Origin of the sequence: Allokutzneria sp. A3M-2-11 16, assembly GCF_024213555.1 — a bacterium.
Taxonomy (GTDB): Bacteria; Actinomycetota; Actinomycetes; order Mycobacteriales; family Pseudonocardiaceae; genus Allokutzneria.
In genome coordinates this window covers 1,540,329-1,565,232 of record NZ_JANAVO010000001.1, presented here as the reverse complement: position 1 = coordinate 1,565,232, position 24,904 = coordinate 1,540,329, and the positions used below count along the sequence as shown (strand labels likewise).

25 protein-coding genes are annotated in these 24,904 nt (G+C 69.7%); 17 read left to right on the top strand and 8 right to left on the bottom strand.

What is annotated here, in order from left to right:
• Positions 1-3: 3 nt before the first annotated feature.
• From NLX83_RS07895 to NLX83_RS07885, 3 genes are read left to right on the top strand one after another with little or no spacing between them, the layout of a single operon-like run.
• The gene (locus NLX83_RS07895; protein WP_254234176.1) at positions 4-1,359 is read left to right on the top strand and encodes a GH1 family beta-glucosidase; all 1,356 of its coding nucleotides are present in this window, start codon (positions 4-6) and stop codon (positions 1,357-1,359) included.
• Between the two features lie 60 nt (positions 1,360-1,419).
• Positions 1,420-2,346: a glycoside hydrolase family 6 protein gene (locus NLX83_RS07890; RefSeq protein ID WP_254234175.1), complete on the top strand. Its 927-nt coding sequence runs from the start codon at positions 1,420-1,422 to the stop codon at positions 2,344-2,346.
• A gap of 28 nt (positions 2,347-2,374) precedes the next feature.
• Positions 2,375-3,280 carry a glycoside hydrolase family 6 protein gene (locus NLX83_RS07885; protein WP_254234174.1) on the top strand — a complete coding sequence of 302 codons (906 nt, stop codon included), beginning with the start codon at positions 2,375-2,377 and terminating at the stop codon, positions 3,278-3,280.
• A 147-nt stretch (positions 3,281-3,427) separates the two neighbouring features.
• Here NLX83_RS07885 and NLX83_RS07880 read toward each other — a convergent pair whose 3' ends face one another.
• Positions 3,428-4,918 carry a CoA-acylating methylmalonate-semialdehyde dehydrogenase gene (locus NLX83_RS07880; RefSeq protein ID WP_254234173.1) on the bottom strand — a complete coding sequence of 497 codons (1,491 nt, stop codon included), beginning with the start codon at positions 4,916-4,918 and terminating at the stop codon, positions 3,428-3,430.
• 173 nt (positions 4,919-5,091) lie between these two features.
• Positions 5,092-6,096 (bottom strand): LacI family DNA-binding transcriptional regulator, encoded by a 1,005-nt coding sequence (locus tag NLX83_RS07875; RefSeq protein ID WP_254234172.1) that lies wholly within the window; start codon positions 6,094-6,096, stop codon positions 5,092-5,094.
• Positions 6,097-6,235: 139 nt separating this feature from the next.
• Here NLX83_RS07875 and NLX83_RS07870 point away from each other — a divergent pair, with 139 nt between their 5' ends.
• Genes NLX83_RS07870 through iolD form a run of 9 tightly spaced genes read left to right on the top strand, consistent with a single transcriptional unit; the run spans position 6,236 to position 15,599 of the window.
• A complete protein-coding gene (locus NLX83_RS07870; RefSeq protein WP_254234171.1) occupies positions 6,236-7,249 on the top strand; it encodes a Gfo/Idh/MocA family protein in 1,014 nt (337 codons plus the stop codon).
• Positions 7,246-8,118, top strand: a complete 873-nt coding sequence (locus NLX83_RS07865) for a TIM barrel protein (protein WP_254234170.1) — start codon at positions 7,246-7,248, stop codon at positions 8,116-8,118. The genes NLX83_RS07870 and NLX83_RS07865 overlap by 4 nt, the downstream gene beginning before the upstream one ends.
• A 22-nt stretch (positions 8,119-8,140) precedes the next feature.
• Complete coding sequence (locus tag NLX83_RS07860; RefSeq protein WP_254234169.1) at positions 8,141-9,133, top strand: sugar ABC transporter substrate-binding protein; 993 nt, start codon at positions 8,141-8,143, stop codon at positions 9,131-9,133.
• A 56-nt stretch (positions 9,134-9,189) separates the two neighbouring features.
• Positions 9,190-10,230, top strand: coding sequence for an ABC transporter permease (locus NLX83_RS07855; RefSeq protein WP_254234168.1), 1,041 nt, complete (start codon positions 9,190-9,192; stop codon positions 10,228-10,230).
• A gap of 1 nt (position 10,231) precedes the next feature.
• Positions 10,232-11,011 (top strand): ATP-binding cassette domain-containing protein, encoded by a 780-nt coding sequence (locus NLX83_RS07850; protein ID WP_254234167.1) that lies wholly within the window; start codon positions 10,232-10,234, stop codon positions 11,009-11,011.
• Complete coding sequence (gene iolC, locus NLX83_RS07845; RefSeq protein ID WP_254234166.1) at positions 11,008-11,943, top strand: 5-dehydro-2-deoxygluconokinase; 936 nt, start codon at positions 11,008-11,010, stop codon at positions 11,941-11,943. The genes NLX83_RS07850 and iolC overlap by 4 nt, the downstream gene beginning before the upstream one ends.
• The gene (locus NLX83_RS07840; RefSeq protein ID WP_254234165.1) at positions 11,940-12,830 is read left to right on the top strand and encodes a Cgl0159 family (beta/alpha)8-fold protein; all 891 of its coding nucleotides are present in this window, start codon (positions 11,940-11,942) and stop codon (positions 12,828-12,830) included. The genes iolC and NLX83_RS07840 overlap by 4 nt, the downstream gene beginning before the upstream one ends.
• Positions 12,827-13,711, top strand: a complete 885-nt coding sequence (iolB, locus tag NLX83_RS07835; RefSeq protein ID WP_254234164.1) for a 5-deoxy-glucuronate isomerase — start codon at positions 12,827-12,829, stop codon at positions 13,709-13,711. The genes NLX83_RS07840 and iolB overlap by 4 nt, the downstream gene beginning before the upstream one ends.
• Before the next feature lie 4 nt (positions 13,712-13,715).
• Complete coding sequence (gene iolD, locus NLX83_RS07830; RefSeq protein WP_254234163.1) at positions 13,716-15,599, top strand: 3D-(3,5/4)-trihydroxycyclohexane-1,2-dione acylhydrolase (decyclizing); 1,884 nt, start codon at positions 13,716-13,718, stop codon at positions 15,597-15,599.
• A 437-nt stretch (positions 15,600-16,036) separates the two neighbouring features.
• On the opposite strand, the gene NLX83_RS07825 is transcribed toward iolD, so the two are convergent.
• Positions 16,037-16,237 (bottom strand): DUF3073 domain-containing protein, encoded by a 201-nt coding sequence (locus tag NLX83_RS07825; RefSeq protein ID WP_254234162.1) that lies wholly within the window; start codon positions 16,235-16,237, stop codon positions 16,037-16,039.
• Positions 16,238-16,415: 178 nt separating this feature from the next.
• On the opposite strand from NLX83_RS07825, the gene NLX83_RS07820 reads away from it, so the two are divergent.
• Entirely contained in the window at positions 16,416-17,309 is an 894-nt protein-coding gene (locus tag NLX83_RS07820; RefSeq protein WP_254234161.1) for a hypothetical protein, read from the top strand.
• A gap of 94 nt (positions 17,310-17,403) precedes the next feature.
• Here NLX83_RS07820 and NLX83_RS07815 read toward each other — a convergent pair whose 3' ends face one another.
• Positions 17,404-18,663 carry an MFS transporter gene (locus NLX83_RS07815; RefSeq protein WP_254234160.1) on the bottom strand — a complete coding sequence of 420 codons (1,260 nt, stop codon included), beginning with the start codon at positions 18,661-18,663 and terminating at the stop codon, positions 17,404-17,406.
• A 43-nt stretch (positions 18,664-18,706) separates the two neighbouring features.
• Positions 18,707-19,873 carry an MFS transporter gene (locus NLX83_RS07810; RefSeq protein WP_254234159.1) on the bottom strand — a complete coding sequence of 389 codons (1,167 nt, stop codon included), beginning with the start codon at positions 19,871-19,873 and terminating at the stop codon, positions 18,707-18,709.
• A 365-nt stretch (positions 19,874-20,238) separates the two neighbouring features.
• Between NLX83_RS07810 and NLX83_RS07805 the strand changes: the two genes are divergently transcribed.
• From NLX83_RS07805 to NLX83_RS07790, 4 genes are all read left to right on the top strand, one after another.
• Positions 20,239-20,733 (top strand): AMIN-like domain-containing (lipo)protein, encoded by a 495-nt coding sequence (locus tag NLX83_RS07805; RefSeq protein WP_254234158.1) that lies wholly within the window; start codon positions 20,239-20,241, stop codon positions 20,731-20,733.
• 41 nt (positions 20,734-20,774) lie between these two features.
• Positions 20,775-21,266 (top strand): AMIN-like domain-containing (lipo)protein, encoded by a 492-nt coding sequence (locus NLX83_RS07800; RefSeq protein ID WP_254234157.1) that lies wholly within the window; start codon positions 20,775-20,777, stop codon positions 21,264-21,266.
• Between the two features lie 8 nt (positions 21,267-21,274).
• Positions 21,275-21,775 carry an AMIN-like domain-containing (lipo)protein gene (locus tag NLX83_RS07795; RefSeq protein ID WP_254234156.1) on the top strand — a complete coding sequence of 167 codons (501 nt, stop codon included), beginning with the start codon at positions 21,275-21,277 and terminating at the stop codon, positions 21,773-21,775.
• Between the two features lie 76 nt (positions 21,776-21,851).
• Positions 21,852-22,346 carry an AMIN-like domain-containing (lipo)protein gene (locus NLX83_RS07790; protein ID WP_254234155.1) on the top strand — a complete coding sequence of 165 codons (495 nt, stop codon included), beginning with the start codon at positions 21,852-21,854 and terminating at the stop codon, positions 22,344-22,346.
• Between the two features lie 61 nt (positions 22,347-22,407).
• Here the strand turns inward: NLX83_RS07790 and NLX83_RS07785 are convergent, their stop codons facing one another.
• The 3 genes from NLX83_RS07785 to NLX83_RS07775 form a co-directional block, all read right to left on the bottom strand.
• A complete protein-coding gene (locus NLX83_RS07785) occupies positions 22,408-23,346 on the bottom strand; it encodes an asparaginase (protein WP_254236129.1) in 939 nt (312 codons plus the stop codon).
• A 14-nt stretch (positions 23,347-23,360) separates the two neighbouring features.
• On the bottom strand, positions 23,361-23,951 hold the full coding sequence (locus tag NLX83_RS07780; RefSeq protein WP_254234154.1) for an RsiG family protein: 591 nt from the start codon (positions 23,949-23,951) through the stop codon (positions 23,361-23,363).
• A 73-nt stretch (positions 23,952-24,024) separates the two neighbouring features.
• On the bottom strand, positions 24,025-24,876 hold the full coding sequence (locus NLX83_RS07775) for a 3-keto-5-aminohexanoate cleavage protein (RefSeq protein ID WP_254234153.1): 852 nt from the start codon (positions 24,874-24,876) through the stop codon (positions 24,025-24,027).
• Positions 24,877-24,904: the final 28 nt, after the last annotated feature.

Here is a 24,904-nt window from a genome sequence, read left to right as displayed (position 1 = left end):
ACCGTGTCCGTACTGTCCTTCCCGCCGGGGTTCCAGTGGGGCGCCGCGACGGCGTCCTTCCAGGTCGAGGGCTCGACCACGGCGGACGGCCGGGCCGACTCGATCTGGGACGCGCTGTGCCGGGTGCCCGGAGCGGTGGTCAACGGTGACACCGGTGAGCCCGGAGCCGACCACTACCGCCGGTACCGCTCCGACGTCGAGCTGATGAAGTCCTTGGGGCTCAACGCTTATCGCCTCTCCACCGCCTGGCCGCGGGTCCGGCCGGACGGCGGAGCGGAGAACCCGAAGGGCCTCGACTTCTACGAGCGCCTGGTGGATTGCTTGCTGGACAACGGGATCACGCCGTGGATCACGCTGTACCACTGGGATCTCCCGCAGGCGCTCCAAGTCAAGGGCGGCTGGGCTCATCGGGGCACCGCGTACCGGTTCGCCGAGTACACCGCTTCCGTGCTGGACCGCCTCGGCGATCGCGTGCACAACTGGATCACGTTGAACGAGCCGTGGTGTTCGGCGTTCCTCGGCTATGCGCTGGGCAAGCACGCGCCGGGGCGCACGTCACCGCGTGAAGCCGTCGCCGCCGTCCACCACCTGATGCTGGCGCACGGCCTTGCCATGGAGGTGATCCGCGAATCCGCGCCACAGGCCCAGGCGGGGATCACCCTCAACCTGTTCCCGGTGGTGCCGGTGCAACCGCAGGACGCGGAGATCGCCCGTCGCGTCGACGGACTGCAGAACCGGATCTTCCTCGATCCCGTGCTGCACGGGCGATATCCGGAGGACGTGCTCGCCGACCTCGCGCCGTACGGCTTCGCCGACCACATCGCCGACGGCGACCTCGCCACGATCGGCGGCCCGGTGGACTTCCTCGGCGTGAACTACTACCGCGACATCCAGGTGATCGACTCCGGCGAGCCGGTCGCCGGGCCGACCGAATGGATCGGTGCCGAGACGGCTCGCTTTCCCGCGCGTGGGCGACCGGTCACCGATATGGGATGGGAGGTGGTGCCGGAGGGGCTGACCGATCTATTGCTCAGCCTGCACCGGCAGCGGCCGGATCTTCCTGTCTACCTAACGGAAAACGGCGCAGCATACGCCGACGAACTCGTCGATGGCCAGGTTCACGATTCGGATAGGGTCGAATTCCTGGAGGCGCATTTGCGCGCAGCGCACGACGCGATCGCCGCCGGGGTCGACGTTCGTGGCTATTTCTACTGGTCACTGCTGGACAACTTCGAGTGGGCCGAGGGGTACGCGAAGCGGTTCGGAATCGTTCATGTCGATTATGCGACCCAGCGGAGAACGCCGAAGGATAGTGCTCGACGGTACGCGCGGGTTATCGCCGATCACGGTCTGCGATAACGCGAAAAGGTTTGGAAGTGGTCTTTCCTTGTCGTCAAGTGAGCGGAGAAGATGAGCGGCATGAAACGGATGACCGCCATTGCGCTCGCGGCGGTCGGAATGGCGCTGGGGGCTGTTCCGGCCGCGGCGAACGCTGACGCGTTCTACGTCGACCCCACCTCGAATCCGGCGAAGTGGGTCGAGGCCAACCGCGGTGACCCGCGCGCGGCGCAGATCAGGAGCGCCATCGCGGACAAGCCGATGGCGAAGTGGTTCGGCAACTGGAACTCCGACATCGGTGCGGACGTCTCCGCCTACGTCCGTGCGGCGCTCACGGCGAAGCGGTTGCCCGTGCTGGTGGCCTACAACATCACCGGCAGGGACTGCGGCAGCCACTCCGGCGGTGGTGCGGGCAGCCCGGAGGCGTACCGCAAGTGGAGCTCCGCCTTCGCCTCCGCGATTGGCACGCTCCCCGCGGTCGTGGTGATCGAGCCCGACGCGGTGGCTCAGCTCGACTGCCTCGACGCTCCGCGGAAGCAGGTCCGGCTCGACCTGCTCAAGCACATCACGGCCGAGCTGAAAGTCAAGGCACCCAACGCTTTCACCTACCTCGACGGCGGCAACTCCTCGTGGATCGCCGCGCCGGAGATGGCCAGGCGCCTCAACTCCGCGGGTATCGCCAACACCCGCGGCTTCGCCGTCAACGTCTCCAACTACCGGACCACCGCGGAGTCGGCGCGCTACGGTAGCGAGGTGGTTTCACATCTCGGTCAGAAGAAGAGCTTCGTGATCGACGTGAGCCGCAACGGCAACGGCTCCAACGGCCAGTGGTGCAACCCCGCGGGCCGCAAGCTCGGCGAGGCCCCTCGGCTCGGCGCCGCTCCCGCGGAGATGGTGCTGTGGGTCAAGGTCCCCGGCGACTCCGACGGGAAGTGCGGTATCGCGCCGAACACCCCCGCCGGGACGTTCACCCCGGAGATCGCCATGCGGTTGATCACCGGCAGCTGACCTTCCACCACCCTGCGGAGGCGGTCACATGATCACGTTGGTCCTCGCGGTGCTGGGCGGCGTCCTCGTTCCGGACGCCGCCCCGTCCGCTTTCTACGTCGACCCGAACTCCACCCCGGCGACCTGGGTCCGGGAGCACCCGGACGACCCCCGCCGGGCTCGCATCAACGCCGACATCGCCACGAAGCCCACGGCGAAGTGGATCGGCGGCAAGAACGTCGGTTCGGTCGCCGCCCACGTGGGCACCGCCGCGGCGGCCAACCGGCTGCCCGTCATGGTCGCCTACAACATCCCCGGCCGTGACTGCGGCAGCCACTCCGGCGGGGGCGCCGGCTCACCCGCCGAGTACCGCACCTGGAGCTCGCAGTTCGCGGCGGGCATCGGCGACCGCCCGGCCGTCGTAGTGGTCGAACCGGACGCGGTGGCGCAGCTCGACTGCCTCACCGAGCCGCAGCGGCAGACCCGGATCGAGCTGCTGACGTACTTCACCGAACAACTGAAAGCCAAGGCGCCCAAGGCATCGGTGTACCTCGACGCCGGTCACGCCACCTGGATCTCGGCGTCGGAGATGGCCAAGCGGCTGAACAAGGTCGGCATCGCCAACGTCCGCGGGTTCGCCCTCAACGTGTCGAACTACCACACGACGTCGGCCTCCGTGCTCTACGGCAACGCGCTGCGCTCCACGTTGTCGACCTTGGGGCACACCAAGACCTTCGTGGTCGACGTGAGCCGCAACGGCAACGGCTCCAACGGCCAGTGGTGCAACCCCGCCGGTCGCAGGATCGGTGAGCCGCCGCGCATCGGTGGCGGCGCGGACATGCTGCTGTGGGTCAAGGTCCCCGGAAACTCCGACGGGAAGTGCGGCATCGCGCCCACCGTCCCCGCAGGCACCTTCTCCCCCGACATCGCCACCCGATTGATCACCGGCACCTGAGTTCACCCGTCTTCAAGTACCTCCGACCCCCCTCCCGGCGACCACAACCGCCCCTAACCCCCGTAGCTCCAGCGGGGGTTAGGGGCGGTTTGCGGTCGCCTCAGGTGGGGTGCGGGGTACTTGAAGACGCCCCAACCACCGTGCCGGTTACGTGTGCGTGGGGAAGCCGAGGTTCACGCCGTGGTGCTTCGGCCAGCGTTGGGTGATGGCCTTGGCGCGGGTGTAGAAGCGGACGCCGTCGGCCCCGTGCACGTGCGTGTCGCCGAAGAGCGAGTCCTTCCAGCCGCCGAAGGAGTAGTACGCCATCGGCACCGGGATCGGCACGTTCACACCGATCATCCCGACGTGCACCCGCCGTTGGTACTCACGCGCCGCGAGACCGTCGCCGGTGAAGATCGCGGTGCCGTTGCCGTAGGGGTTGGCGTTGACCAGCTCCACCGCCGCGTCGAAGGTCGGCACGCGCACGACGCACAGCACCGGCCCGAAGATCTCGTCCTGGTAGATCGGCATCTCCGGCGTCACGTGGTCGAAAAGTGTTGGTGCCAGCCAGAAACCGTCCGCGTGCCCAGCCGGTGCGTAACCACGGCCGTCCACCACGAGCGAAGCCCCCGAAGCGACCCCAGCGTCCACATAGGACTGAACGCGGTCGCGGTGCACATCGGTCACCAACGGACCCATCTGCGAGGCCGGATCGGTGCCGGGGCCGGTCACCAACGACGCCATCCGCGAGGTGATCGCCGGGATCAGCGAGTCCGCGACGTCGCCGACCGCGACCACGACGGAGATCGCCATGCACCGCTCACCCGCCGAGCCGAAGCCCGCCGAGACCGCCGCGTCGGCCGCACCGTCGATGTCCGCGTCGGGCAGCACCACCATGTGGTTCTTCGCGCCGCCCAACGCCTGGATTCGCTTGCCCGCAGCGGTTCCCCGCGCGTACACGTGCCGCGCGATCGGTGTGGAGCCGACGAAGGACGCCGCCGCGACATCCGAGTGGTCGAGCAGCGCGTTGACCGCGAAAGCGTCGCCCTGCAACACGTTCAGCACGCCATCGGGCAGGCCCGCCTCCTGGAACAGCTCGGCGAGGCGGACGGCGGTGGACGGATCGCGCTCGGAAGGCTTGAGGATGAAGGCGTTCCCGCACGCGATGGCCAGCGGGAACATCCACATCGGCACCATGGCGGGGAAGTTGAACGGGGTGATGCCCGCGACCACGCCGAGCGGCTGGCGCACGGAGTAGGCGTCGACACCGCGCGAGACCTGTTCGGAGTGCTCGCCCTTGAGCAGGTGCGGGATACCGCAGGCGAACTCCACCACTTCGAGGCCGCGCTGCACCTCGCCGGCGGCGTCGGAGAGCACCTTGCCGTGCTCGGCGGTGATGATCTCGGCCAGTTCGTCCCGGTGCGCCTGGACCAGCTGGCGGAACTCGAACATCACCTTGGCGCGGGTGGACAGCGAGGACTCGCCCCAGTCCTGTGCTGCCTTCACCGCAGAAGCCACCGCACTATCCACATCGGACTGTTCCGCGAGCACGACCTCGCGCGCGACCTCGCCGGTCGCCGGTTGGAACACGCTGGCCCGCCGCGTGGAGGCGCCCGTGGTGCGCGCTCCGTCGATCCAGTGCGGAACTAAGCCGGTCACACTTCCTCCTTGGGTGTGCATCTGGGGTCTCGTTCGATGAGAGCCGGGATCGAGGTCGTTCCTGGCAAGACGGCGGGAAGTCCGCGTACCGGTGTTGTACGTGGGCTTCCCGCCGGTGCAGTCAGGGGCGGGCTCGGCCTGGCTATCGCGAACACGGACCCCTGATGCACGCCCTAGGACAGTGGAGAACAGGTTGTGGAGCGGGTGACCAGCTTGGGGTGCAACAGCTTGCGGACCGGTTCGGTCCTGTCCTCGCGCACGCGCTGGAGCAGCGCCTCGGCGGCGAGCCGTCCCATCTCGGTGCGTGGCTGGTCGATCGTGGTCAGCGAGACGTGGCGCATCGACGCGAGCGAGGTGTTGTCGTAGCCGATGACCGAGACGTCCTGCGGGACGCGCAGCCCCGCCTCCTCCAGCGCGGAGATCGCGCCGACCGCGTTGTAGTCGTTGGCCGCCACGATGGCCGTGGGTGCGGGCACGGTGTTCCGCGCCGCCAGCATCTCCTTGATCGCCTTGGCGCCCGCCGCGTCGGTGTACTCGCTGCGGATCACCTCCGGTTCGAGGCCGTGCTCGCGCATCGCGATCTGGTAGCCGCGCCTGCGGAGCGCGGACTGCGAGCCGCCCCCGCCGTCGAGGTGCGCGATTCGCCTGTGCCCCAACGAGACCAGGTGATCGACGGCCATCCGAGATCCGGCCTCGCCGTCATCGTTCACAGTATCCACTGTGGACAGTCTGGAAGACCGTGACACCAGGACGATCGGAGACTCCTCGGCGGCCGACTCGATCGCTGAGGACGGAACGACCGGGCCCAGCAGGGCCAGTCCCGCGGGGCGGAAGGACAGCAGGCTGTTCAGCGCGCGCCGCTCCCTGGCCGGGCTGCGCCCGCCGGAGTTGATGATCAGCTCGAAGCCCTCGGCCCGCGCCGCCGCGTCCAGGCCCTCCGCGACCTCGGCGAAGAACGGGTTGTGCAGGTCGGAGAGCATCACGCCGAGCACGGTGGAGGTTCGACTGGCCAGGGCGCGCGCCATCACGTGCGGTGAGTAGCCCAGTTTCTCCGCCGCTTCGAGCACGGCCGTGCGCCGTTGCGCGCTGACCTTCGGCGAGCCCCGCATGACCAGGGAAACCAGTGCTCGCGACACGTTCGCGACGCGCGCGACGTCCTCCATCGTCGGACGAGCCACAGCGTCCTCCTTGACCGGTCCCGACATAACGACCAGGGTTGTGAGCCTTGACACCGCCGCCGAGCACGCTACAGCATTAGAGCGCTCCAACCAATAGAGCGCTCTAATCGGGCGAGCCCCTGACCTGGACGGAGAGCGAATGCGCATCGGAGTTGCGGGTGTCGGGCGGATCGGCACCATGCACGCCGCCAACCTCGCCTCACTGGGCCGGATCGACGAGGTCGTGCTGTTCGACCCGGTCCCCGGCCGCGCCGAGCAGGCCGCCGCCGCGCTCGGCGGTGCGGTGCGAGCCGTCGACGACCTGGACGCCCTGCTGTCCGCCTCGGACGGCGTCCTGCTGGCGACGCCGACCGACACGCACCCGGACATGCTGCGCAGGGCGGTGGCGGCCGGGGTGCCCACGCTGTGCGAGAAGCCGATCGCCAGCGACATCGACGAGATGCGCGCGCTGGTCAACGACGTGGAGGCGGCCGGGGTCGAGGTCCTGGTCGGCTTCCAGCGCCGGTTCGACCCCGCGACCGTCGAGCTGCACCGCCGCATCCGCTCCGGCGACCTCGGCACGATCTACCTCGTCCGGGCGATCGGGCACGACGCCAACCCGCCGGACTTCAGCTACCTCCCGGCCTCCGGTGGCATCTTCCGCGACCTGCTGATCCACGACCTCGACGCCGTGCCGTGGCTGGTCGGCGAGCCGGTGGTGGAGGTCTACGCGGCCGGGTCGGTGCTCGTGCACGACGCGTTCGCGCAGGCCGACGACGTGGACAACGCCGTGGTGACGCTGCGCTTCGCGAGCGGGGCGCACGCCACGCTCGCCGGTGGGCGGCACAACCCGCTCGGCTACGACCACCGCATCGAGGTGCTGGGCAGCAAGGACTCCTTGACGGTCGGCGTCGACCCCCGCACCCCGTTGACCTCGCTGGAGAACGACGGCCCGAAGGTCGGCCCCGGCGCCTACCCCGGCTTCATCGAGCGCTTCCACGACGCCTACCTCAACGAGATGTCGGTGTTCGTGGACGTGGTCTCGGGCAAGGCCGAGAACCCCTCGCCCGCCCGGGAGAGCCTGACCAGCCTGGAGCTGGCGATCGCCTGCGACACCTCGCGCCGTACCGGAAACCCGGTGCGCGTCAACCGGACAGCGGAGGCCGCCCGATGACCCCGAAAATCGCCGCGGCCCCGATCTCCTGGGGTGTCTGCGAGGTGCCCGGGTGGGGCCACGTGCTGGACGCGAAGACGGTGCTTGGCGAGATGGCGGGCCTCGGCGTCCAGGCCACCGAACTGGGGCCACCGGAGTACCTCCCGACCGATCCCGCGGAGCTGCGCGAGCTGCTGGGCGGATACGGGCTCAGCATGATCGGCGGATTCCTCGCCGTGCCACTGCACACCGGAGCACAGTCCACTGTGGACGAAGCGGAGCGAACGGCGGCGCTGCTCGCCGAGACCGGCGCGGAAGTGCTGGTCCTGGCAGCGGCGACGGGGCTGGACGGCTACGACGACCGGCCGAAGCTCTCCGACGAGGAGTGGGCGACGCTCATCGCGACCTCCGCGAAGATCCGCGACATCGCCGCGGCGCAAGGGCTTCGCACGGTGCTGCACCCGCACGTCGGCACGCACGTGGAGAACGCGGCGGAGGTCGACCGCTTCCTGGCCGACTCCGACCTGGAGCTGTGCCTGGACACCGGGCACCTGCTCATCGGCGGCACCGACCCGGTCGAGCTGGCGCGCAAGTACGCCGACCGCATCGGGCACATGCACCTCAAGGACGTCCGGGCCGATCTCGCTGACCGAGTGCGCAACGGTGAGCTCGGCTACGCCAAGGCGGTCGGGCAGGGTATGTACGTCCCGCTGGGGGACGGGGACGTGGACATCGCCGGCATCGTCGCGTTCCTGCGCGGCGCCGGCTACGACGGTTGGTGGGTCCTGGAACAGGACACCGCGTTGCAGGTGGGGGACGCCGAAGCGGCGGGGCGGCCGGTGCGTGACACCGAGTGGAGCCTGCAGTACCTGGGGAAGCAGTTCGACTGAGATCGCTTTCTAGGAGAAGACAATGACGTCTCACCGATCCCGCCTCGGCGCGTTGGTCGGACTCACCGCCGCGGGCCTGGTGCTCGCGGCGTGCAGCGGCCCGACGGGCGGCTCAGGCAAGAACGGCGGCGGGGCAACCGATCCCGCCCCGTCGGGCGGCCCGCTGAAGGTCGCCGTCGTCTCGCACGGCACACCGGGCGACGCGTTCTGGAACGTCGTCAAGAACGGGGCAGAGGCCGCGGGCAAGGAGCTCGGCGTCGAGGTCCAGTACCAGGCCAACGGCGATCCGGCCGCCCAGTCGAAGTCCATCGACAACGCGGTGGCGCAGAAGGTCGGCGGCCTCGTCGTGTCGATGGCCAACCCGGACGCGCTGCGCGACTCGATCGGCAAGGCCGTCCAGGCGGGCATCCCGGTGATCACCGTCAACTCCGGTGAGCAGCGCAGCTCCGAGTTCGGCGCGCTGATGCACGTGGGCCAGAACGAGGGCATCGCGGGCGAGCAGGCGGGCAAGAAGCTCAAGGACGCGGGCAAGCGCAAGCTGCTGTGCGTGGTCCACGAGGCGGGCAACGTCGGCCTGACCCAGCGCTGCGACGGCGCGGAACGGGGCTTCGGCACCACGCAGAAGGTCCAGGTCGACATCAGCAACCCGACCGACGCGCAGGCCCGGCTCAAGGGCGCGCTCCAGTCGGACCCGTCGATCGACGCGGTGCTCACGCTCAACCCGCAGGTGGCGGGCAACGCGGTGAACGCGGTGAAGGAGACCGGCGCCAAGGCGCAGGTGGCGACCTTCGACCTCAACTCCGACGTGGTGGCCGCGATCAAGGGCGGTGACGTGCTCTTCGCCGTCGACCAGCAGCAGTACCTCCAGGGGTACCTGCCGGTGGTGTTCCTCAAGCTCTACAAGGACAACGCCAACACCGTCGGTGGTGGCCGCCCGGTGCTGACCGGTCCCGGGTTCGTCGAGAAGTCCAATGTGGACGCTGTCGGCCGCAACGCCGACCGCGGCACCCGCTGATCCGCTCCGGCGGGTCCCCGCGCGGGGACCCGCCGGATCTCACCGAAGGAGTTGGGATGGCGTTGGCGGTGCAGGGAACCGACGAGCGCGTCGCTCGCGTTCGCCTCGCGGATCGCCTGGTCAGCAGGCCGGAGCTCGGCTCGGTGCTCGGCGCGCTGGCCGTGTTCGTGTTCTTCTCGGTGCTCACCGACCAGTTCCTCAGCCCGATGGGCGTGGCGAACTGGCTCGATGACTCCTCGACACTGGGCATCATGGCGGTCGCGGTCGCACTGCTGATGATCGGCGGTGAGTTCGACCTCTCGGCGGGCGTGATGACCGCCTCGACCGCGCTGGTGACGGCGATCCTGGCCACCCAGCTCGGCTGGAACACCTGGCTGGCACTGCTGGTCTCGCTGGGCTTCGCGCTCGGCGTCGGCGCGCTCAACGGCTGGCTGGTGATGAGGACCGGCCTGCCGAGCTTCATCGTCACCCTCGGTACTTTCCTTGCGCTGCAAGGGCTCAACCTCGGCATCACCCGGTTGGTCACCGGCACGGTCCAGGTCTCCGGCATGCGCGACGCCGCCGGTTACGAGTCCGCCGGTTACCTGTTCGCGTCCACTGTGGACATCGGTGGCACCGCCTTCCCGATCTCCATCGTGTGGTGGGTGCTGGCCGCGGCGGTCGGCAGCTGGGTGCTCATGCGGACCCGGTTCGGCAACTGGATCTTCGCGGTCGGCGGGGCCGCCCCGAGCGCCCGCGCGGTCGGCGTTCCCGTGGTGCGCACCAAGGTCTTCCTGTTCATGACGACGGCCTTCGCCGCCTGGCTGGTCGGCTCGATCAACATCCTGCGGTTCACCACGGTCCAGGCCAACCAGGGCATCGGGCTGGAGTTCCAGTTCATCATCGCCGCGGTGATCGGCGGCTGCCTGCTCACCGGCGGCTTCGGCTCGGCGATCGGCGCCGCGATCGGCGCGCTGATCTTCGGCATGGCACGGCAGGGCATCGTCTTCGCGCAGTGGGACAGCGACTGGTTCCAGCTCTTCCTCGGCATCATGCTGCTCGCCGCCGTCCTGGTGAACAACGCTTTCCGCCGCCGGGCGGAGCGGGTGAGGAAATGACATGACCGCGCTTCTGGAAACCGTTGAGGTCGGCAAGAGCTTCGGCAGCGTGATCGCGCTGAACGGAGTGTCCACTGTGGTCAACGCGGGCGAGGTGACCTGCGTGCTCGGGGACAACGGCGCGGGCAAGTCGACGTTGATCAAGATCCTGGCCGGGGCGCACCAGCACGACACCGGCGAGTTCCTGATCGAGGGCAGGCCGGTCCGGCTGTCCAGCCCGCGCGAGGCGCTGGACCGGGGCATCGCCACGGTCTTCCAGGACCTCGCGGTGGTCCCGCTGATGAGCGTGTGGCGCAACTTCTTCCTCGGCTCCGAACCTCGCAGGGGCTGGGGCCCGTTCTCCTGGCTGGACGGCAGGACCGCGCGCGCGACGACCAAGAAAGCCTTGGCGGAGATGGGAATCGACCTCCGCAACGTCGAGCAGCCGGTCGGCACGCTCTCCGGCGGCGAGCGCCAGTGCGTCGCGATCGCCCGCGCCGTCCACTTCGGAGCGAAGGTGCTGATCCTGGACGAGCCGACCGCGGCGCTCGGCGTGAAGCAGGCCGGGGTCGTGCTGCGCTACGTCGCCCAGGCCCGCGACCGGGGGCTGGGGGTCGTGCTGATCACGCACAACCCGCACCACGCCTACCCGGTCGGCGACCGCTTCCTGTTGCTCAAGCGCGGTCGCAGCCTCGGCTGCTTCGACAAGGCCGACATCTCCCTGGAGGAGCTGACCAGGCAGATGGCGGGCGGGGCGGAGTTGGAAGCGCTGGAGCACGAACTGCGAGGAGTGCAGCAGTGACAACGCTCGAACTGCTCACCGTGGGCCGCGTCGGTGTCGACCTCTACCCGGAACAGAGCGGGGTCTCGCTCGCCGAGGTCAGCACCTTCGCCAAGTCCCTCGGCGGGACGGCGACCAATGTCGCGGTGGCGGCGGCCAGGCTCGGCCGCCGCACCGCGGTGTTCACCAAGGTCGGCGAGGACGACTTCGGACCGTACGTCCGCAGCGCGCTCAGCGGATTCGGTGTGTCGCCGGAACACGTTGGTACGGAACCAGGTCTGCTCACCCCGGTGGTGTTCTGCGCGCTCAACCCGCCCGCCGACCCGCCGCTGCTGTTCTACCGCCGCCCCACCGCGCCCGATCTCCGGCTGCGCCCGGAGGACGTGCCTTGGGACGACGTCGAGAACGTGCCGCTGTTCTGGGTGACCGGGACCGGTGTGTGCGAGGAGCCCGCCAGGGCGACGCAACGCGAGATGCTGCTGCGCCGCGGGCGTCGCGATCACACCGTGCTCGATCTGGACTACCGGCCGATGTTCTGGGAGTCCGAGGAGGCGGCCCGCGCGGAGATCTCGTGGATGCTCGACCACGTCACGGTCGCGGTGGGCAACCGCACGGAGGTCGAGATCGCCGTGGGAACGGACGATCCCGACGAGGCGGCCAAACGTTTGCTCGACCGCGGTGTGCGCCTGGCGATCGTGAAGAAGGGCGCCGAGGGCGTGCTGGTCGCCACCGAGCAGGGCTCGTGGACGGTGCCGCCGCACCCGGTGGAGGTGGTGTGCGGGCTCGGCGCCGGTGACGCGTTCGGCGGAGCGCTCGCGCACGGGTTGCTGGCAGGCTGGGACCCCGTGCGGATCGCGGAGTACGCCAACGTGGCCGGTGCGCTGGTCGCGTCGCGGCTGGCGTGCGCCGACGCCATGCCGACGTGCGAGGAGATCGAGGCTGAACTGTCGTGATCACCGACTCTCAGTGGCGGGATCTGTTGCACACCAGGGCTTTCGAGTCCGGCGCGATCGCAGCCGCCTACGCCGCGCGTCGACGTAGGCCGCTGCTCGGACCGAGCGGCACGCTGTTCCTGGTCGCCGCCGACCACCCGGCGCGCGGAGCGCTCGGCGCGGGTGGTGATCCCGCCGCGATGGCCGACCGCCGTTCGTTGCTGGACCGCTTGCTGATCGCGCTGGACAACCCGGCGGTGGACGGTGTGCTCGGCACCCCGGACGTCATCGAGGAACTGCTGCTGTTGCACGGCCTGCACGACAAGATCGTGATCGGCTCGATGAACCGCGGCGGCCTCGCCGGAGCGGACTGGGAGATCGACGACCGCTTCACCGCCTACTCAGCTGAGTCCATTGTGGACTATGGGTTGGACGGCGGAAAGATGTTGCTGCGCTTGGTGAACTCAGATCCGGGCACCGCGCCAACGCTGCACGCGTGCGCGGAAGCCGTCTCCGCGCTGGCCGAGGCGGGCGTCATGGCGATGGTCGAACCGCTGCCCTACGAACGTGACGCGCAGGGGTCGTTGCGTCTTCAAGACGACCCCACCTCGCTGGCCAGGGCCGTCACCATCGCCTCCGGTATCGGCCGCACGTCCGCGCACACGTGGCTCAAACTCCCCGCGCCCGCCGACCCGGAGGCGGTGCTCGGCGCGACGACGTTGCCCTCACTGGTCCTCGGCGGACCCGAAGCGGACATGTCGTTGTGGGACAAGACATTGTGCCACCCGGTCGTGCGCGGTCTCGTTGTCGGCCGGACGCTGCTCTACCCGAAGGACGGCGATGTGGCCGCAGCGGTCGCAAGTGCCGCAGCACTTCTCCGTTCCGCCCGAGAGGAGATCTCCGCGTGACGCTCCACCGTCCACAAGGGACACTCGTAGCCGACGGCGACCCCGTCCTGCTGACACCGGAGGACGCGGGCTGGACGTACTGCGGCCTGCGCGTGCTCGTGCTGGAGCCGGGCAAGCCGCGGCGGATCGAGACCGGGGAGTTCGAGGCGTTCGTGCTCCCGCTCGCGGGCGGATGCGTCGTCGAGGTCGATGACAGGCGCTTCGAACTGGAAGGCCGGGAGTCCGTCTTCACGCGGGTCACGGATTTCGCTTATGTGCCAAGGGATGCGTCCGTCGCACTGACCTCGACCAACGGCGCGGAGATCGCACTGCCGATGGCCAAGTGCACCCGGCGGCTCGAACCGCGCTACGGCCCGGCGGAGAACGTCCCGGTGGAGGTGCGCGGTGCGGGCAACGCAACGCGCCAGGTCACCAACTTCGGCACCCCCGGCGTCTGGGACCACGCGGACAAGCTCAACGCCTGCGAGCTGATCACCCCGGACGGCAACTGGTCCTCCTACCCGCCGCACAAGCACGACGACTCGGAGCCGTGCGAGGTGGTGAACGAGGAGATCTACTACTTCCGCATCGCCGCGCGGGACGGGATGACGCCGTCGCGCGAAGGCTTCGGCTTCCACCGCACCTACACCGGAGACGGCGAGATCGACGAGGACGTGACCGTTCGCGACGGCGACGTTTTCCTCATCCCGCGCGGGTATCACGGCCCGTGCGTCGCCGCGCCCGGCTACCCGATGTACTACCTCAACGTCCTCGCCGGTCCGGGGGAGGAGCGTTCCATGGCGTTCTGCGACGATCCCGCGCACACGTGGATCAGGGCCACCTGGGACACCACCCCCACCGACCCCCGCTGCCCCGTCACCAGCGCGACCCCCAGGAGGTAATGACGTGCGGCTCACCACGGCCCAGGCGCTGGTTCGATGGCTGATCGCCCAGCGCACGGAGCTGCTCGACGGCTCGCAGGCGCCGCTGTTCCCCGGTGTGTTCGCGATCTTCGGGCACGGCAACGTGCTCGGCGTCGGCAACGCGCTCGAAGAGCACCGCGACGAGATCCCGGTCTGGCGCGGGCAGAACGAGCAGGGCATGGCGCTCGCCGCGATCGGCTACGCCAAGGCCACCCACCGCCGCCAGGTCATGGTGGCCACGTCCTCCATCGGCCCCGGCGCGCTCAACATGGTCACCGCGGCGGGCGTCGCGCACGCCAACCGGCTGCCCGTGTTGCTGCTGCCCGGCGACACCTTCGCCAGCCGCGCGCCCGACCCCGTCCTCCAGCAGGTCGAGCACTTCGGCGACGGCACGCTCACCGTCAACGACGCGTTCCGCGCGGTGAGCCGCTACTTCGACCGGATCACCAAGCCGGAGCAGCTGCTCGCCGCGCTCCCGCAGGCCGCACGCGTGCTCACCGACCCCGCCGACTGCGGTCCGGTGACCCTCGCGCTGCCGCAGGACGTGCAGGGCGAGGCGTTCGACTTCCCGGAGTCGCTGTTCGCGCCCGTCGTGCACCACATCACCCGCCCCCGCCCCGACTCCCGCTCGGTCGAGCGCGCCGCCGAGCTGCTGAAGAACGCGAAGCGCCCGCTGCTCGTGGTCGGCGGCGGCGTCCGGTACTCCGGCGCGGGAGGCAAGGTGCTGGAGTTCGCCCAGACCCACGGCGTCCCGATCACCGAGACCACCGCGGGCCGCACCCTGGTCCCGCACGACCACCGGCTGCACGCGGGGCCGCTCGGCGTCACCGGCTCGTCGTCGGCGAACACGCTCGCGGCCAAGGCCGACGTGGTGATCGCGGTCGGCACCCGCCTGCAGGACTTCACCACGGCTTCGTGGACGGTCTTCCACCCCGAAGCCAAGATCATCTCGATCAACGCCGCCCGCTTCGACGCCGTCAAGCACGGCTCGCTCGCCGTGGTCGCGGACGCCGCGGAGGGGCTGCGCGAGCTGAACCGCGCGCTCGGTGACTGGAAGGCCGACGACCCGTGGACGGTCTCCGGCTCCCACGAGCGCGGCAAGTGGGACGCGCACGTTGACAGCCTCCGTCAAGGAACGGACGGCTTGCCGACCTACGCCCAGGTCGTCGGCGCGGTCAACGACAACGCCCACGAGCAGGACTACGTCATGACCGCGTCGGGCGGCCTGCCCGGCGAGCTGATCGGTGGCTGGCGCGCGCTCGGCGCCGCGACGATGGACGTCGAGTACGGCTTCTCCTGCATGGGCTACGAGCTCGCCGGGGCCTGGGGTGCGGCGATGGCCCGCGCGGAAACCCACCCCGAGGGCGTCGTCACGACGCTTCTCGGCGACGGCTCGTACCTGATGATGAACTCCGAGCTGTTCTCCGCCGCGTTCGCCGGGCACCCCCTGGTCGCGGTGGTCTGCGACAACGACGGCTACGCGGTGATCGCCCGCCTCCAACAAGGCCAAGGCGGCGCAGCCTTCAACAACATGTTCAAGGATTGCCGCACTGTGACAAGCAAGGGCACAGACAGCACCAAGCGCCGCGTCGACTTCGGCGCACACGCCGCCGCACTGGGCTGCGGAGTGATCCAGGCAGACACCCTCGACGACGTCGGCCCGGCGTACACGGCAGCCCGCGAGCAGGCACTCCAGGAGCGCCGCCCGGTCGTGGTCCTGGTGCGGACCCACCCGTCGTCGTGGACGGAAGCCGGAGCTTGGTGGGAGGTCGGCGTACCCGAAACGGCGCACCGCACCGAGATCACCCAAGCCCACCGCGAGGCCCAGAACGCCCGCACCCACCAAGTCCGCTACCTGTCCAACTAACCCCCGCGTCTTCACCGCACCCAACGCCCCGTCCCAGCACAAGGTTGGCCGGTCTTCAAGTACAACGAACCCGGGCCACAGCGATCGCTAACTGCCACTAACCCCGGGGTTAGTGGCAGTTAGCGATCGCTGGGACGGGGGTAGGGCGTACTTGAAGACCCCCGAACCCCGGCCGCAGAAGTCGCCGACTGCGTACGCGCACCTGGGGTCGCCGCGATCGGTGATCGGTCCCAGCGCAGGGTTGGGCGGTCTTCAAGTACGCCGAACCTGGGCGGCAGCGATCGGTAAGTGCCGCCAACTGCGGGGTTGGGTGCGGTTGAAGACGGCTGGCGGTGGGGTGGGGGGTACTTGAAGACCGCCCAACCACCGTGGGCAACGTTCTCAGGGCCGTCCCGCCAAGAGTGGTGGAACGGCCCTGATGTGCGTTGCGGAGAGGGTCAGTCGCGGTACTTGTCCGCGTACCTGTCCTCGTACGGATCGTCGTCCTCGTCGTCCTCGACGGGCTTCGCCGGAGAAGGCTGCTCGTCACCGGACCCGGACAGCTCGCGCTGCAGCGCATCGAAGTCGGCGGGAGGGGTGTGGTACTTGAGCTCCCGGGCCACCTTCGTCTGCTTGGCCTTTGCACGGCCGCGCCCCATGGCTCGACCCCCTCATACAGGGACGGGGGCGACCAGTGGTGGCCCCGCACGTCTCGACTCGTTTCCTGGCAGTCACCGTACCGTGCTCAGGCCCCGGAATGCGACGCGGCACGGCGCTCCGGGCGGCGCCTCCTGACACGGTTGTGACCCCCTTGAGACCGCATGGCACGATTCCCCCGTGCCCCGTCCGTTCGTCGCCTATCTCCGGGTGTACGAGCCGTTGTCCTCCTTGGAGGGCGCGTTTCGTTCCCAGGTCGAGCACGCGTTGCGCAACGGAGGTGGTCTCACCAGGTCCCAGGTGGCCGATCGGGAGCGCGAACTGTGGCTTAGGACACAGTTATCCGCCCCGGCCCGCCTGCTGCCCGGCGACAACGCCGAGGGCGAGGGCGCGCTCCGCAGGCTCGACGTGATCACGCTGCCCGCCGCCGAGGCACCCGGCGCGGACGCGGTCGAGGCCGAGGAGTCCCCGCTCGTCTGCCCGCTCGACCTCCGCCCCCGCGCCGCCGCCGGCGTGATGGGCTTCCTGGCCAACTCGGTCGGACCGCTGGTCGACGCGGCCCTGCCGATGCCGGTCGAGGTGGTCAAGGCCAGGGCGTCGGCGGCGCTGAGCAACCTGCCGCGCCGGGCCGCCCACGTCGTCTCCTCCACGTGGACCGTGCCGCTGCCGTGGTTCGCGCTGGTCGACCCGGGTGCCCGCAAGGTGGTCCTGAAGGAGCGCACGGACGCCGAGCGCAGCGTGCACTGGCTGATCTCCATGACCGACGCGCGCCGCCGCGCTGAGGAGGCGCACGCCGTGGTCGCGGCGACCCTCGGCGAGGAGGGGCCCGCCCGCATCCTCCGGGACACCTCCCGCTGGCTGGCGCACTTCGACGCGAACTCGGTGATCGAGCTGGACTACGGCGGCCTGGTCCAGCTGCTGGAGGACGCTGAGCTGACCGAGGACACCTCGGCGGAGGACGTCCAGGTCGCGCTGAGCGCGCTGGAGACCGGCAACGCCGAGCTGGCCGCCGAGCGCTACGGGAAGCTCCGCGAGTTCTGGAGCGACCTGGCCTCCCGCGAGCAGCACAACTGAGGGCATGCCCGTGGAGCCCGTGTTCGCGATAGCCGGGCTCAGCCCGCCCCTGGCTGCGTCGCCGGGCAGCCCACGTACAACACCGGTACGCGGCCTACCCGCCGTCTTGCCAGGAACGACCTGAATCCCGGCTCTCATCGAACGAGGCCCCACGGGCATGCCCTGCGCGCATCCCCCGAGCCGTCCGGCTGAGCGCCAGCCCGATGCCGACCGCGAGCATCGGCAGCGCCGCGAGCACGAACGCCCACTGCACGTCGATCGCGACCAGCACGCCCATCAGCGCGATCGAGACGGAGTCGAGGGTCATCCTCGGCAGGTCGACGATGCTGTTCACGCGGCCGAGCAGCTCGCGCGGCGCGGTGCTCTGGATGAACGCGGGCAGCGCCACGTCGCTGGAATACGCGACTCCGACGCCGAGCACCGCGAGCACCACGGCCGCACCCCACACGCTCGGCAGGAAACCGACGAGCGCGAAGGCCAAGCCCTCGCACAGCGTCATGCCGATGATCAACAAGCCCCATCGCTGCGGCAGCCCGGTGACCGAGGCGCTGAGCGCACCGACCAGCTGGCCGAGCCCCCACGACGCCACGAGCACGCCGAGCGCGATCGGACTGCCGGAGAGCTCCTTCGCGAGCGCGGGCAGTCCGACGGCGAACAGCCCGGCATAGGCCAGCGTGGCCGCGGTGACCAGCAGCAGCACGATCCGCATCTCGACGTTGTCGCGGGCGTAGCGCAGACCGACGCCGATCTCGCGCCACAACGGGGTTTCCGGCCGCTCCGCCGGTGTCCCCTTCGGCGCGCCGCTCAATGTGAACGCCGCGAACAAGAACGTCGCCGCGTTCACCAACATCGCCGTGGTCGTATTGCCCAGCGCGACCAGCACGCCGCCCGCGATCGGCCCGGCGAGGCGGCCGAACTGCTCGCTCATCCCGAGCAGCGCGTTGGCCTTCGGCAGCTGCTCGTCGGTGACCAGCGACGGCAGGATGCTCGTGCTCGCGGGCCAGAAGAACGCCTCGGCGATGCCCGACAGCACGCCGAAGACGAAGAAGTGCCAGATCGCGATGGTCCCGGTGGCGTTGAGCACCGCGAGCGCGAGCACGGAGCCGCCGCGCACCAGGTGGGAGAGCAGCATGACCGCGCGCGGCGACAGCCTGTCCGTGACCGCGCCGCCGACCAGCAACAACGCGCCGCGCGGCACCGCGATCGAGACCATGACGGCGGCCAGGGTCGCGTTCGTGGACCCGGTGGTGGACAGCACCAGCCACGCGAAGACCACGTCGTAGCTGTAGTCCCCGAGCATGGAGACCGACTCGCCCGCCCACACGCGGCGGAACGCCCCCGGAAGATCGCGCATGAGGCGAACTGTCGCCGCGCCCGTCCGACCCGGCAACCGATATTCAGAGCTTGCGCAGCAACACCAGGCTCAGCACCGCGGCCCCGCCGCCCACCGCGAACGCCACTGGCCACGACACCTCCGCGGCCAGCCAACCCGCGATGCCCGGTGCGATCGCCGCCGCCAGGTAGTTGGCCGTGTTCTGGAAGCCCAGCGCCGTGCCGCTCCGGCCCTCGGGCGCCATCTCCCCGGCCGCGGTGAACGCCAGCCCGTTCCAGCTCAGCGACAGCGCGGTGGCCGCCACCGCCACCACCGCGAGCACCGGCACGGCCACGTTTCCCCAGTCCAGCAACGCCACCAGCGCCAGCGACGCGGCGATCAGCACCGAGACGGTGCGCAGCGGGCCGAGCCTGCTCCGCACCCGGTCGGACCACGCGCCGTTGAACAGCCGCCCGCCCGCGCCCAACAGCTGGGCGACGGCGAGCAGGGTCGAAGCGACGGCCAGGCTCACGCCGCGGTGCTCGTGGAACAGCTCGACCAGCAGCGCCGCGGTGGTGAACTGCGGGATCACCAGGCACGCGCTGGCCAGGCTGAGCCGCCACAACCTGGGGGAGCGCAGCACCTCACCGGCGCCGCTGTCCTTCGGCGCCCGCACCGCGCCCTCCGGCTCGCGGACCCAGATCACGACCGCGATCGCGGCGATCACGCTGATCGCGGCCAGCACCAGGAAGGCGAGCGGGACACCGCCGGCGTGCGCGGCCAGCGGCAGCACGAGCGCGGAGAGCGCCGCGCCCGCCGGGGTGGCGCACTGCCGCACCCCCATCGCGATGCCGCGCTGACCGGCCGGGAACCAGATCATCACGGCTCGCCCGCTCGCCGCGTTCGCGCTCGCCCCGAACGCCCCGGCGCCGAGCAGCGCCAGCGCGGCGAACAGCACGTCGTCGGCCGCCGCCGCTCCGGCCAGGCACAGGGCAGCCGCGAGCAGACCGATGGCCATCACCGGCCGTTCCCCGAAGCGGTCCGCGCTGGCGCCCCAGAGCACCAGCGTCAGCATCGTGCCCAGGTTGACCGCGCCGACCAGGAGCCCCGCCTGCGGCAGGGACAGCGCGAAGTGGTCGCGCAGCTGCGGGATGAGCACCGGCAGGCCGAGGAAGTAGGAGGCGTTCGCGCCCTGCCCGAGGGCTCCCGCCGCGAGCACGACCCAGCGGTACCGATCGGGGCGCGTGATCATCGAACGAGCCTAGGAGCCGAATCCACATGACGGGAGTGTATTCCCACTATTCGGAAACACACGTAATATAATAGCGACGTCATGTGGAAGATTTTCCATGTCGGCGCATGGGCCACTTCAAGATCCTTCGCTCGTGCCCGAAGTGCAAATTTCAGCAAAACCGCAGGTCATTAACCGTTTCTTGAGGTTGGGGCTCGCGGTGACGATGGTCACAACTGCCTGAAGGGACACGCTTACTAGCGAGTATTCCGCTCTGTGGGCATGCGTCATCTTGGTCACACGGTTTGGTTGCCAATTTTCCAACAACGTGTGGTTCAGTCGTTCTTGTCCGGCGCACCCCAGGCGCCACAGCTGAAAGGAAGACGATGACCTCGCTGCTTTCCCGCCTCGCCGCAGGTGGCGCCCTGATCGCTGCTCTGGGCGCCGGTGTCGCCCCGATCGCGAACGCCGCGCCCGCTCCGGCCGCCGCGAACTGCACCGAGGGCAACTCCCTCAAGGACGTCTTCCACTCGGCGGACAAGGGCGGCATCGGCGTCGTCTTCAACTACAACTGCAAGGTCGAGGGTTCGGTCCGCGAGGTCGCGTACCTGCCCGCCGGTGAGAAGCCGGGTCCGGTCTCCGGCGAGGGCAAGCTCACCGTCAAGGGCAAGGCGTTCATCCGGGTCAGCGTCGACGGCATCAACGTCACCCAGAACCCGTACACCGGCCCGTCGCACATCCCGGGCGAGGGCGCTGTCCAGGAGATCGTGTACGCGGGCACCAGCTGCGGTCAGTCGACCTGGTACATCGGCGTCGACAAGAAGCGCGACTTCGTCAAGACCGTCAAGGGCAAGACCGTCAACGTGACCGTCAAGGTCTGAGTCCCGCCCACCGCCAGTCGCCGCAACTTGTAAGGAACACAATGACTTCGCTGCTTTCCCGCCTCGCCGTCGGTGGCGTCCTGATCGCCGCTCTCGGTGGCGCGGTCGCCCCGATCGCCAACGCCGCGCCCGCCCCCGCCGCTGTGAAGTGCTCCGACGGCAACGTCCTCAAGGACGCGTTCGTCAGCGCGGACCACGACGGCATCGGCGTCTACTTCAACCACCACTGCAAGGTCGCCGTCCAGGAGATCACCTACCTGAACCCGGGCGAGAAGCCGTCCCAGGAGGGCAGCGGAGACGCGATCGCGGTCAAGGGCAAGGCGTTCGTCCGCGTCATCATCAACGACTACAACGTCGGCGGTGACAGCTACAGCGGCCCGAAGCGCATCCAGGGCGAGGGCGCGGTCAAGGAGATCGTGCACGGCGGTTACCACGCCGGTCAGTCGACCTGGTACATCGGCGTCGACAAGAAGCGCGCCTTCACCAAGACCGTCGAGGGCAAGACCGTCTCCCTCTACTTCAACCTCGTCTGAGGAACACGATGACTTCGCTGCTTTCCCGCCTCGCAGTCGGTGGCGCCCTGGTCGCCGCTCTGGGCACTGCCATCGCCCCGATCGCGGTCGCCAAGACCGCTCCGGCCGCCGTGAACTGCGCTGACGGCAACTCGATGAAGAACGTGCTGGTCTCGGCGGACTCCGCCAAGGTCGGCGTGGTCTTCAACTTCAACTGCTCCCTGGTCGGCAAGGTCCGCTCGGTCGGTTACCTGCCCAGGGGCGAGAAGCCGACCCCGAACGTCGGCGAGGGCACGGTCGCGGTCAAGGGCAAGGCGTTCATCAAGGTCGTCACCGAGGGCAACGACGTCGACTCCTACGACCGCTTCCTGAAGAAGCCCATCGCGGGCGAGGGCGCCGTCGAGCAGGTCGTCTACGCCGGTGGTCACGCGGGCCAGACCACCTGGTACATCGGTGTCACCGACCGCCACAAGTTCACGTGGAAGGCCACCGGCAAGACCCTCAACGTCGACGTGACCCCCGGCAAGTAGTCCATTTTTCCGCTCGCCCGTGTTCTTCGAACCTGAATGGGTACTCACCCCGAGTAACCGCAACGAAAGGAAAGTGATGACTTCGCGAGTCCCCACCCGTGGTCTGCGCAAGGCGGTCGCCGCCAGCGCGGTGACGGCCGGGCTGCTGGGCGTGTTCGCGCCCGCCGCCTCCGCCGCCCCGGTGCAGGAGTGCGAACCGTTCACCTTCTCCGGCGTGCAGGTTCGCGACACCGGCGAGACGACCGCCGTCGACCTGACCTACTCCCGCCCCGTCGAGGACGTGACGGTGCGCGAGCTGACCGAGCCGCCCGTGCAGGACGGCTCCGGCGACCCGGTCCAGGTCAAGGGGTCCAACTGGTACGAGGTCAGGATGCTGTGCGGCTACGACTGGTACGGCAACCCGTACACCGGTCCGCGTCGTATCGCGGGTAAGGGTGTTGTCGGCGAGGTCGTCCTCAACGGCGACTTCGAGGGCACCCTTTCCTGGGTCATCGGGACGGACAAGGACCTCTTCCCGAGGTCCGTGCACCACACCGGGTCCACACTGACCATCGAGTTCCCTAAGCACTAGGGAGCAGCACAAGCCAGAAGGGGTCCTCACCGGCAGGGGGTGAGGGCCCCTTCGCCTGTCCCTAGAAGATGCCGGGGAGCAGGCGAACCGAACCGACGCGACGGCCACCGCCGCGCACGGGCTCCTCAGCCAGCTCCTCCAGGGCCGGAGTGGAGACGCCGAGCGACCGCAGCGCGCCGACGATCACCGGCATCCGCGCCCGCTGGGCCCCATCGGCGATCTTGAGCGCGACCGCCCGCCCGTCCGGCAGAGCCGCCGCGTGCACGCCCTCGGCGCCCGCCTTGCACAGCAGGCCGGGCACGGCGTTCATCAGCAGAGTGTCCTCGCGCCCCGTTCCCGCGACGAGGTGCGGGTGGGCGCGCACGGCATCGGCGACGCGGCGCAGATCGGAGCCGGGCTCCGCCTGCGCGAGCTTGCCGAAGGCCCGAGCGAGCCCGTAGAGCGAGACCGAGAACAGCGGCGCCCCGCAGCCGTCGACCGCCGTGTGCGCGATCGGCTCCTCGGCCAACTCGGCCAGCGAGTCCCTGATCGTCACCTGGAGCGGGTGCGACGGATCTGTGTAGGACGTCATCGGCCAGCCGCGCTGCACGCACGTGGCGAGCATGCCCGCGTGCTTGCCGGAGCAGTTCATGCTGATCCGGTTCGCCGAGCCACCCGCGGCCACCAAGGCGTTCCTGCTGCCTTCGTGCACCGGGTAGTCCGGCGGGCATAACAGGTCGTCCGGGGTGAGGCCGTGCTTGGCCAGCAGCGCCGTCGCCCGCTCGATGTGCTCCGGCTCGCCGTTGTGCGAGGCGCAGATCAGCGCGAGGTCCGCGTCGTCGGGCACGTCGAGCCCGCAGCGCAGCATGCCCAACGCCTGCACGGGCTTGTTCGACGAACGCGGCAGGATCGGCCTGCGGGTGTCCCCGTGGACCGTGACCACCTCGCCGGCCGGACCGAGCACGATCACCGAGCCGTGGTGCACGCACTCGCGCACGCCGGAGCGGACCACCTCGACCAGTTCGCTGGCGATGGCTAGTCCTCCTCGGGTTCGTCGGCCCCGTCCTGCCGGCGGAGCCTGCTGGCCGCCAGCAGGTCGTCCACCGACGCCCTGCCCTCCCGGTACCGCCGGGCGATCTCCTCGTTGAGCTTGTCCATCACGACCTGCACCTCGCGCCGCCGCCCGGAGACCGAGGCCTCCTCGGCCCGGTAGGCCCGCAGCGCGTGCGCGATCTGCTCCTCGGTCAGCGAGGTGACGTTGGACAGGTCCACGTCGGAGACCAGGGTCTCGACGTGCCTGCGGTGCGCCTCCGCTCGCGAGGGCTCCGGCATCTGGGCCCGCCCGAGGCTGCTGGTGGACCGGACCGCGTTCTCCGAGAGGATGCCGACGAGCTGCTCGACCACGGAGGTCGGGCCGCCCTCGGACCGCCTGCGCTGCTCGGCGAGCACGATGTCGATCCTGGCGTGCAGCAGCCTGCGCACGTAGGAGAGGTCCGTCTCCTCCTGGGCAGCTTCGTCCCGCAGCTCCCGCACCTCGCTGAGGGGGCGCTGCTCGACACCCTCGGTGTAGTCCGGGGCCAGCACGCGGTCAATCCTCCGGCGCCCGCCTGGACGTACCTCGATCACGTGCCCATCCTGCGGGACATTCCGGTCAGCCGCCAACACCCGCTCTACTCCCAACAGGTACAGATTCCGATAATCACCTGGTTTGTTGCACCCCGAGCAATGCCCGGGCCTCCTCGACGGCCAACGGCGGCCGTTGCGCGATCCGGGACAACGCCGCCGCTCGGGCCGCGAGTTGGGCGTTGTCGCGCACGCGCTCACCCCTGGCGTAGGAGAGCGTGTCCTCCATGCCGACCCGCAGATGACCGCCAGCGGAGAGTGAGGCCAACATCACCGGGAGCGAGGTCCTCCCGATGCCCGTCGCCGAAAAGCTCGCTCCGGCGGGCAGTAGCCGCAGGGCCGAGGTCAGCATCTCCGTCGTGCCCGGCATACCGCCCGGGATGCCCATCACGAGGTCGACGTGGACGTGCCCGCCCGCCGGGGCCCCGTGCTCGTCCAGCAGCCGGTTCAGCGAGGCGAGCTGGCCGATGTCGAAGATCTCGTACTCCGGGACGATCCGCCGCTCCTGCATCCGCTTGTGCAGCTCGACGATGAACTCCCAGCGGTTCATGAACACGTCGGTCCCGAAGTTGACCGTGCCCATCGTGCAGGAGGCCGAGTCCGGCATGGCGTCGAGCACGGCCAGCCGGTGCTCCTCGGGATCGGTCACCGCGCCGCCCGTGGACAGCTGCACGATCAGGTTGGTCTCGGCGCGCAGCGCGGCCACGGTCTCCTTGAGCAGACCCTGGTCCAGCGTCGGCTGGGCGTCGGCGTCCCGGATGTGCACGTGGATCATGCCCGCGCCGACGCGCTCGCAGTCCTGGCCCGTGCGGACCAGCTCCTCCAGCGTGACCGGCAGGTTCGGGACCTCGGCCTTGCTGTGCTCCGCCCCCGTGGGGGCGACCGTGATGAGAGTGCCCGACGACCCTCTGCCTGACGACGCAGTCATGGTGGCTGATCCTGCCAGTCGTGTGCGG

Coding starts and splice junctions, on each gene's coding strand:
- NLX83_RS07800 (WP_254234157.1), top strand. CDS start 20,775: ATGACTTCGCTGCTTTCCCGCCTCGCCGTCGGTGGCGTCCTGATCGCC.
- NLX83_RS07795 (WP_254234156.1), top strand. CDS start 21,275: ATGACTTCGCTGCTTTCCCGCCTCGCAGTCGGTGGCGCCCTGGTCGCC.
- NLX83_RS07790 (WP_254234155.1), top strand. CDS start 21,852: ATGACTTCGCGAGTCCCCACCCGTGGTCTGCGCAAGGCGGTCGCCGCC.
- NLX83_RS07860 (WP_254234169.1), top strand. CDS start 8,141: ATGACGTCTCACCGATCCCGCCTCGGCGCGTTGGTCGGACTCACCGCC.
- NLX83_RS07850 (WP_254234167.1), top strand. CDS start 10,232: ATGACCGCGCTTCTGGAAACCGTTGAGGTCGGCAAGAGCTTCGGCAGC.
- NLX83_RS07870 (WP_254234171.1), top strand. CDS start 6,236: ATGCGCATCGGAGTTGCGGGTGTCGGGCGGATCGGCACCATGCACGCC.
- NLX83_RS07805 (WP_254234158.1), top strand. CDS start 20,239: ATGACCTCGCTGCTTTCCCGCCTCGCCGCAGGTGGCGCCCTGATCGCT.
- NLX83_RS07810 (WP_254234159.1), bottom strand. CDS start 19,873: ATGATCACGCGCCCCGATCGGTACCGCTGGGTCGTGCTCGCGGCGGGA.
- NLX83_RS07885 (WP_254234174.1), top strand. CDS start 2,375: ATGATCACGTTGGTCCTCGCGGTGCTGGGCGGCGTCCTCGTTCCGGAC.
- NLX83_RS07890 (WP_254234175.1), top strand. CDS start 1,420: ATGAAACGGATGACCGCCATTGCGCTCGCGGCGGTCGGAATGGCGCTG.
- NLX83_RS07865 (WP_254234170.1), top strand. CDS start 7,246: ATGACCCCGAAAATCGCCGCGGCCCCGATCTCCTGGGGTGTCTGCGAG.
- NLX83_RS07825 (WP_254234162.1), bottom strand. CDS start 16,237: ATGGGGCGCGGCCGTGCAAAGGCCAAGCAGACGAAGGTGGCCCGGGAG.
- NLX83_RS07815 (WP_254234160.1), bottom strand. CDS start 18,663: ATGCGCGATCTTCCGGGGGCGTTCCGCCGCGTGTGGGCGGGCGAGTCG.
- NLX83_RS07775 (WP_254234153.1), bottom strand. CDS start 24,876: ATGACTGCGTCGTCAGGCAGAGGGTCGTCGGGCACTCTCATCACGGTC.
- NLX83_RS07855 (WP_254234168.1), top strand. CDS start 9,190: ATGGCGTTGGCGGTGCAGGGAACCGACGAGCGCGTCGCTCGCGTTCGC.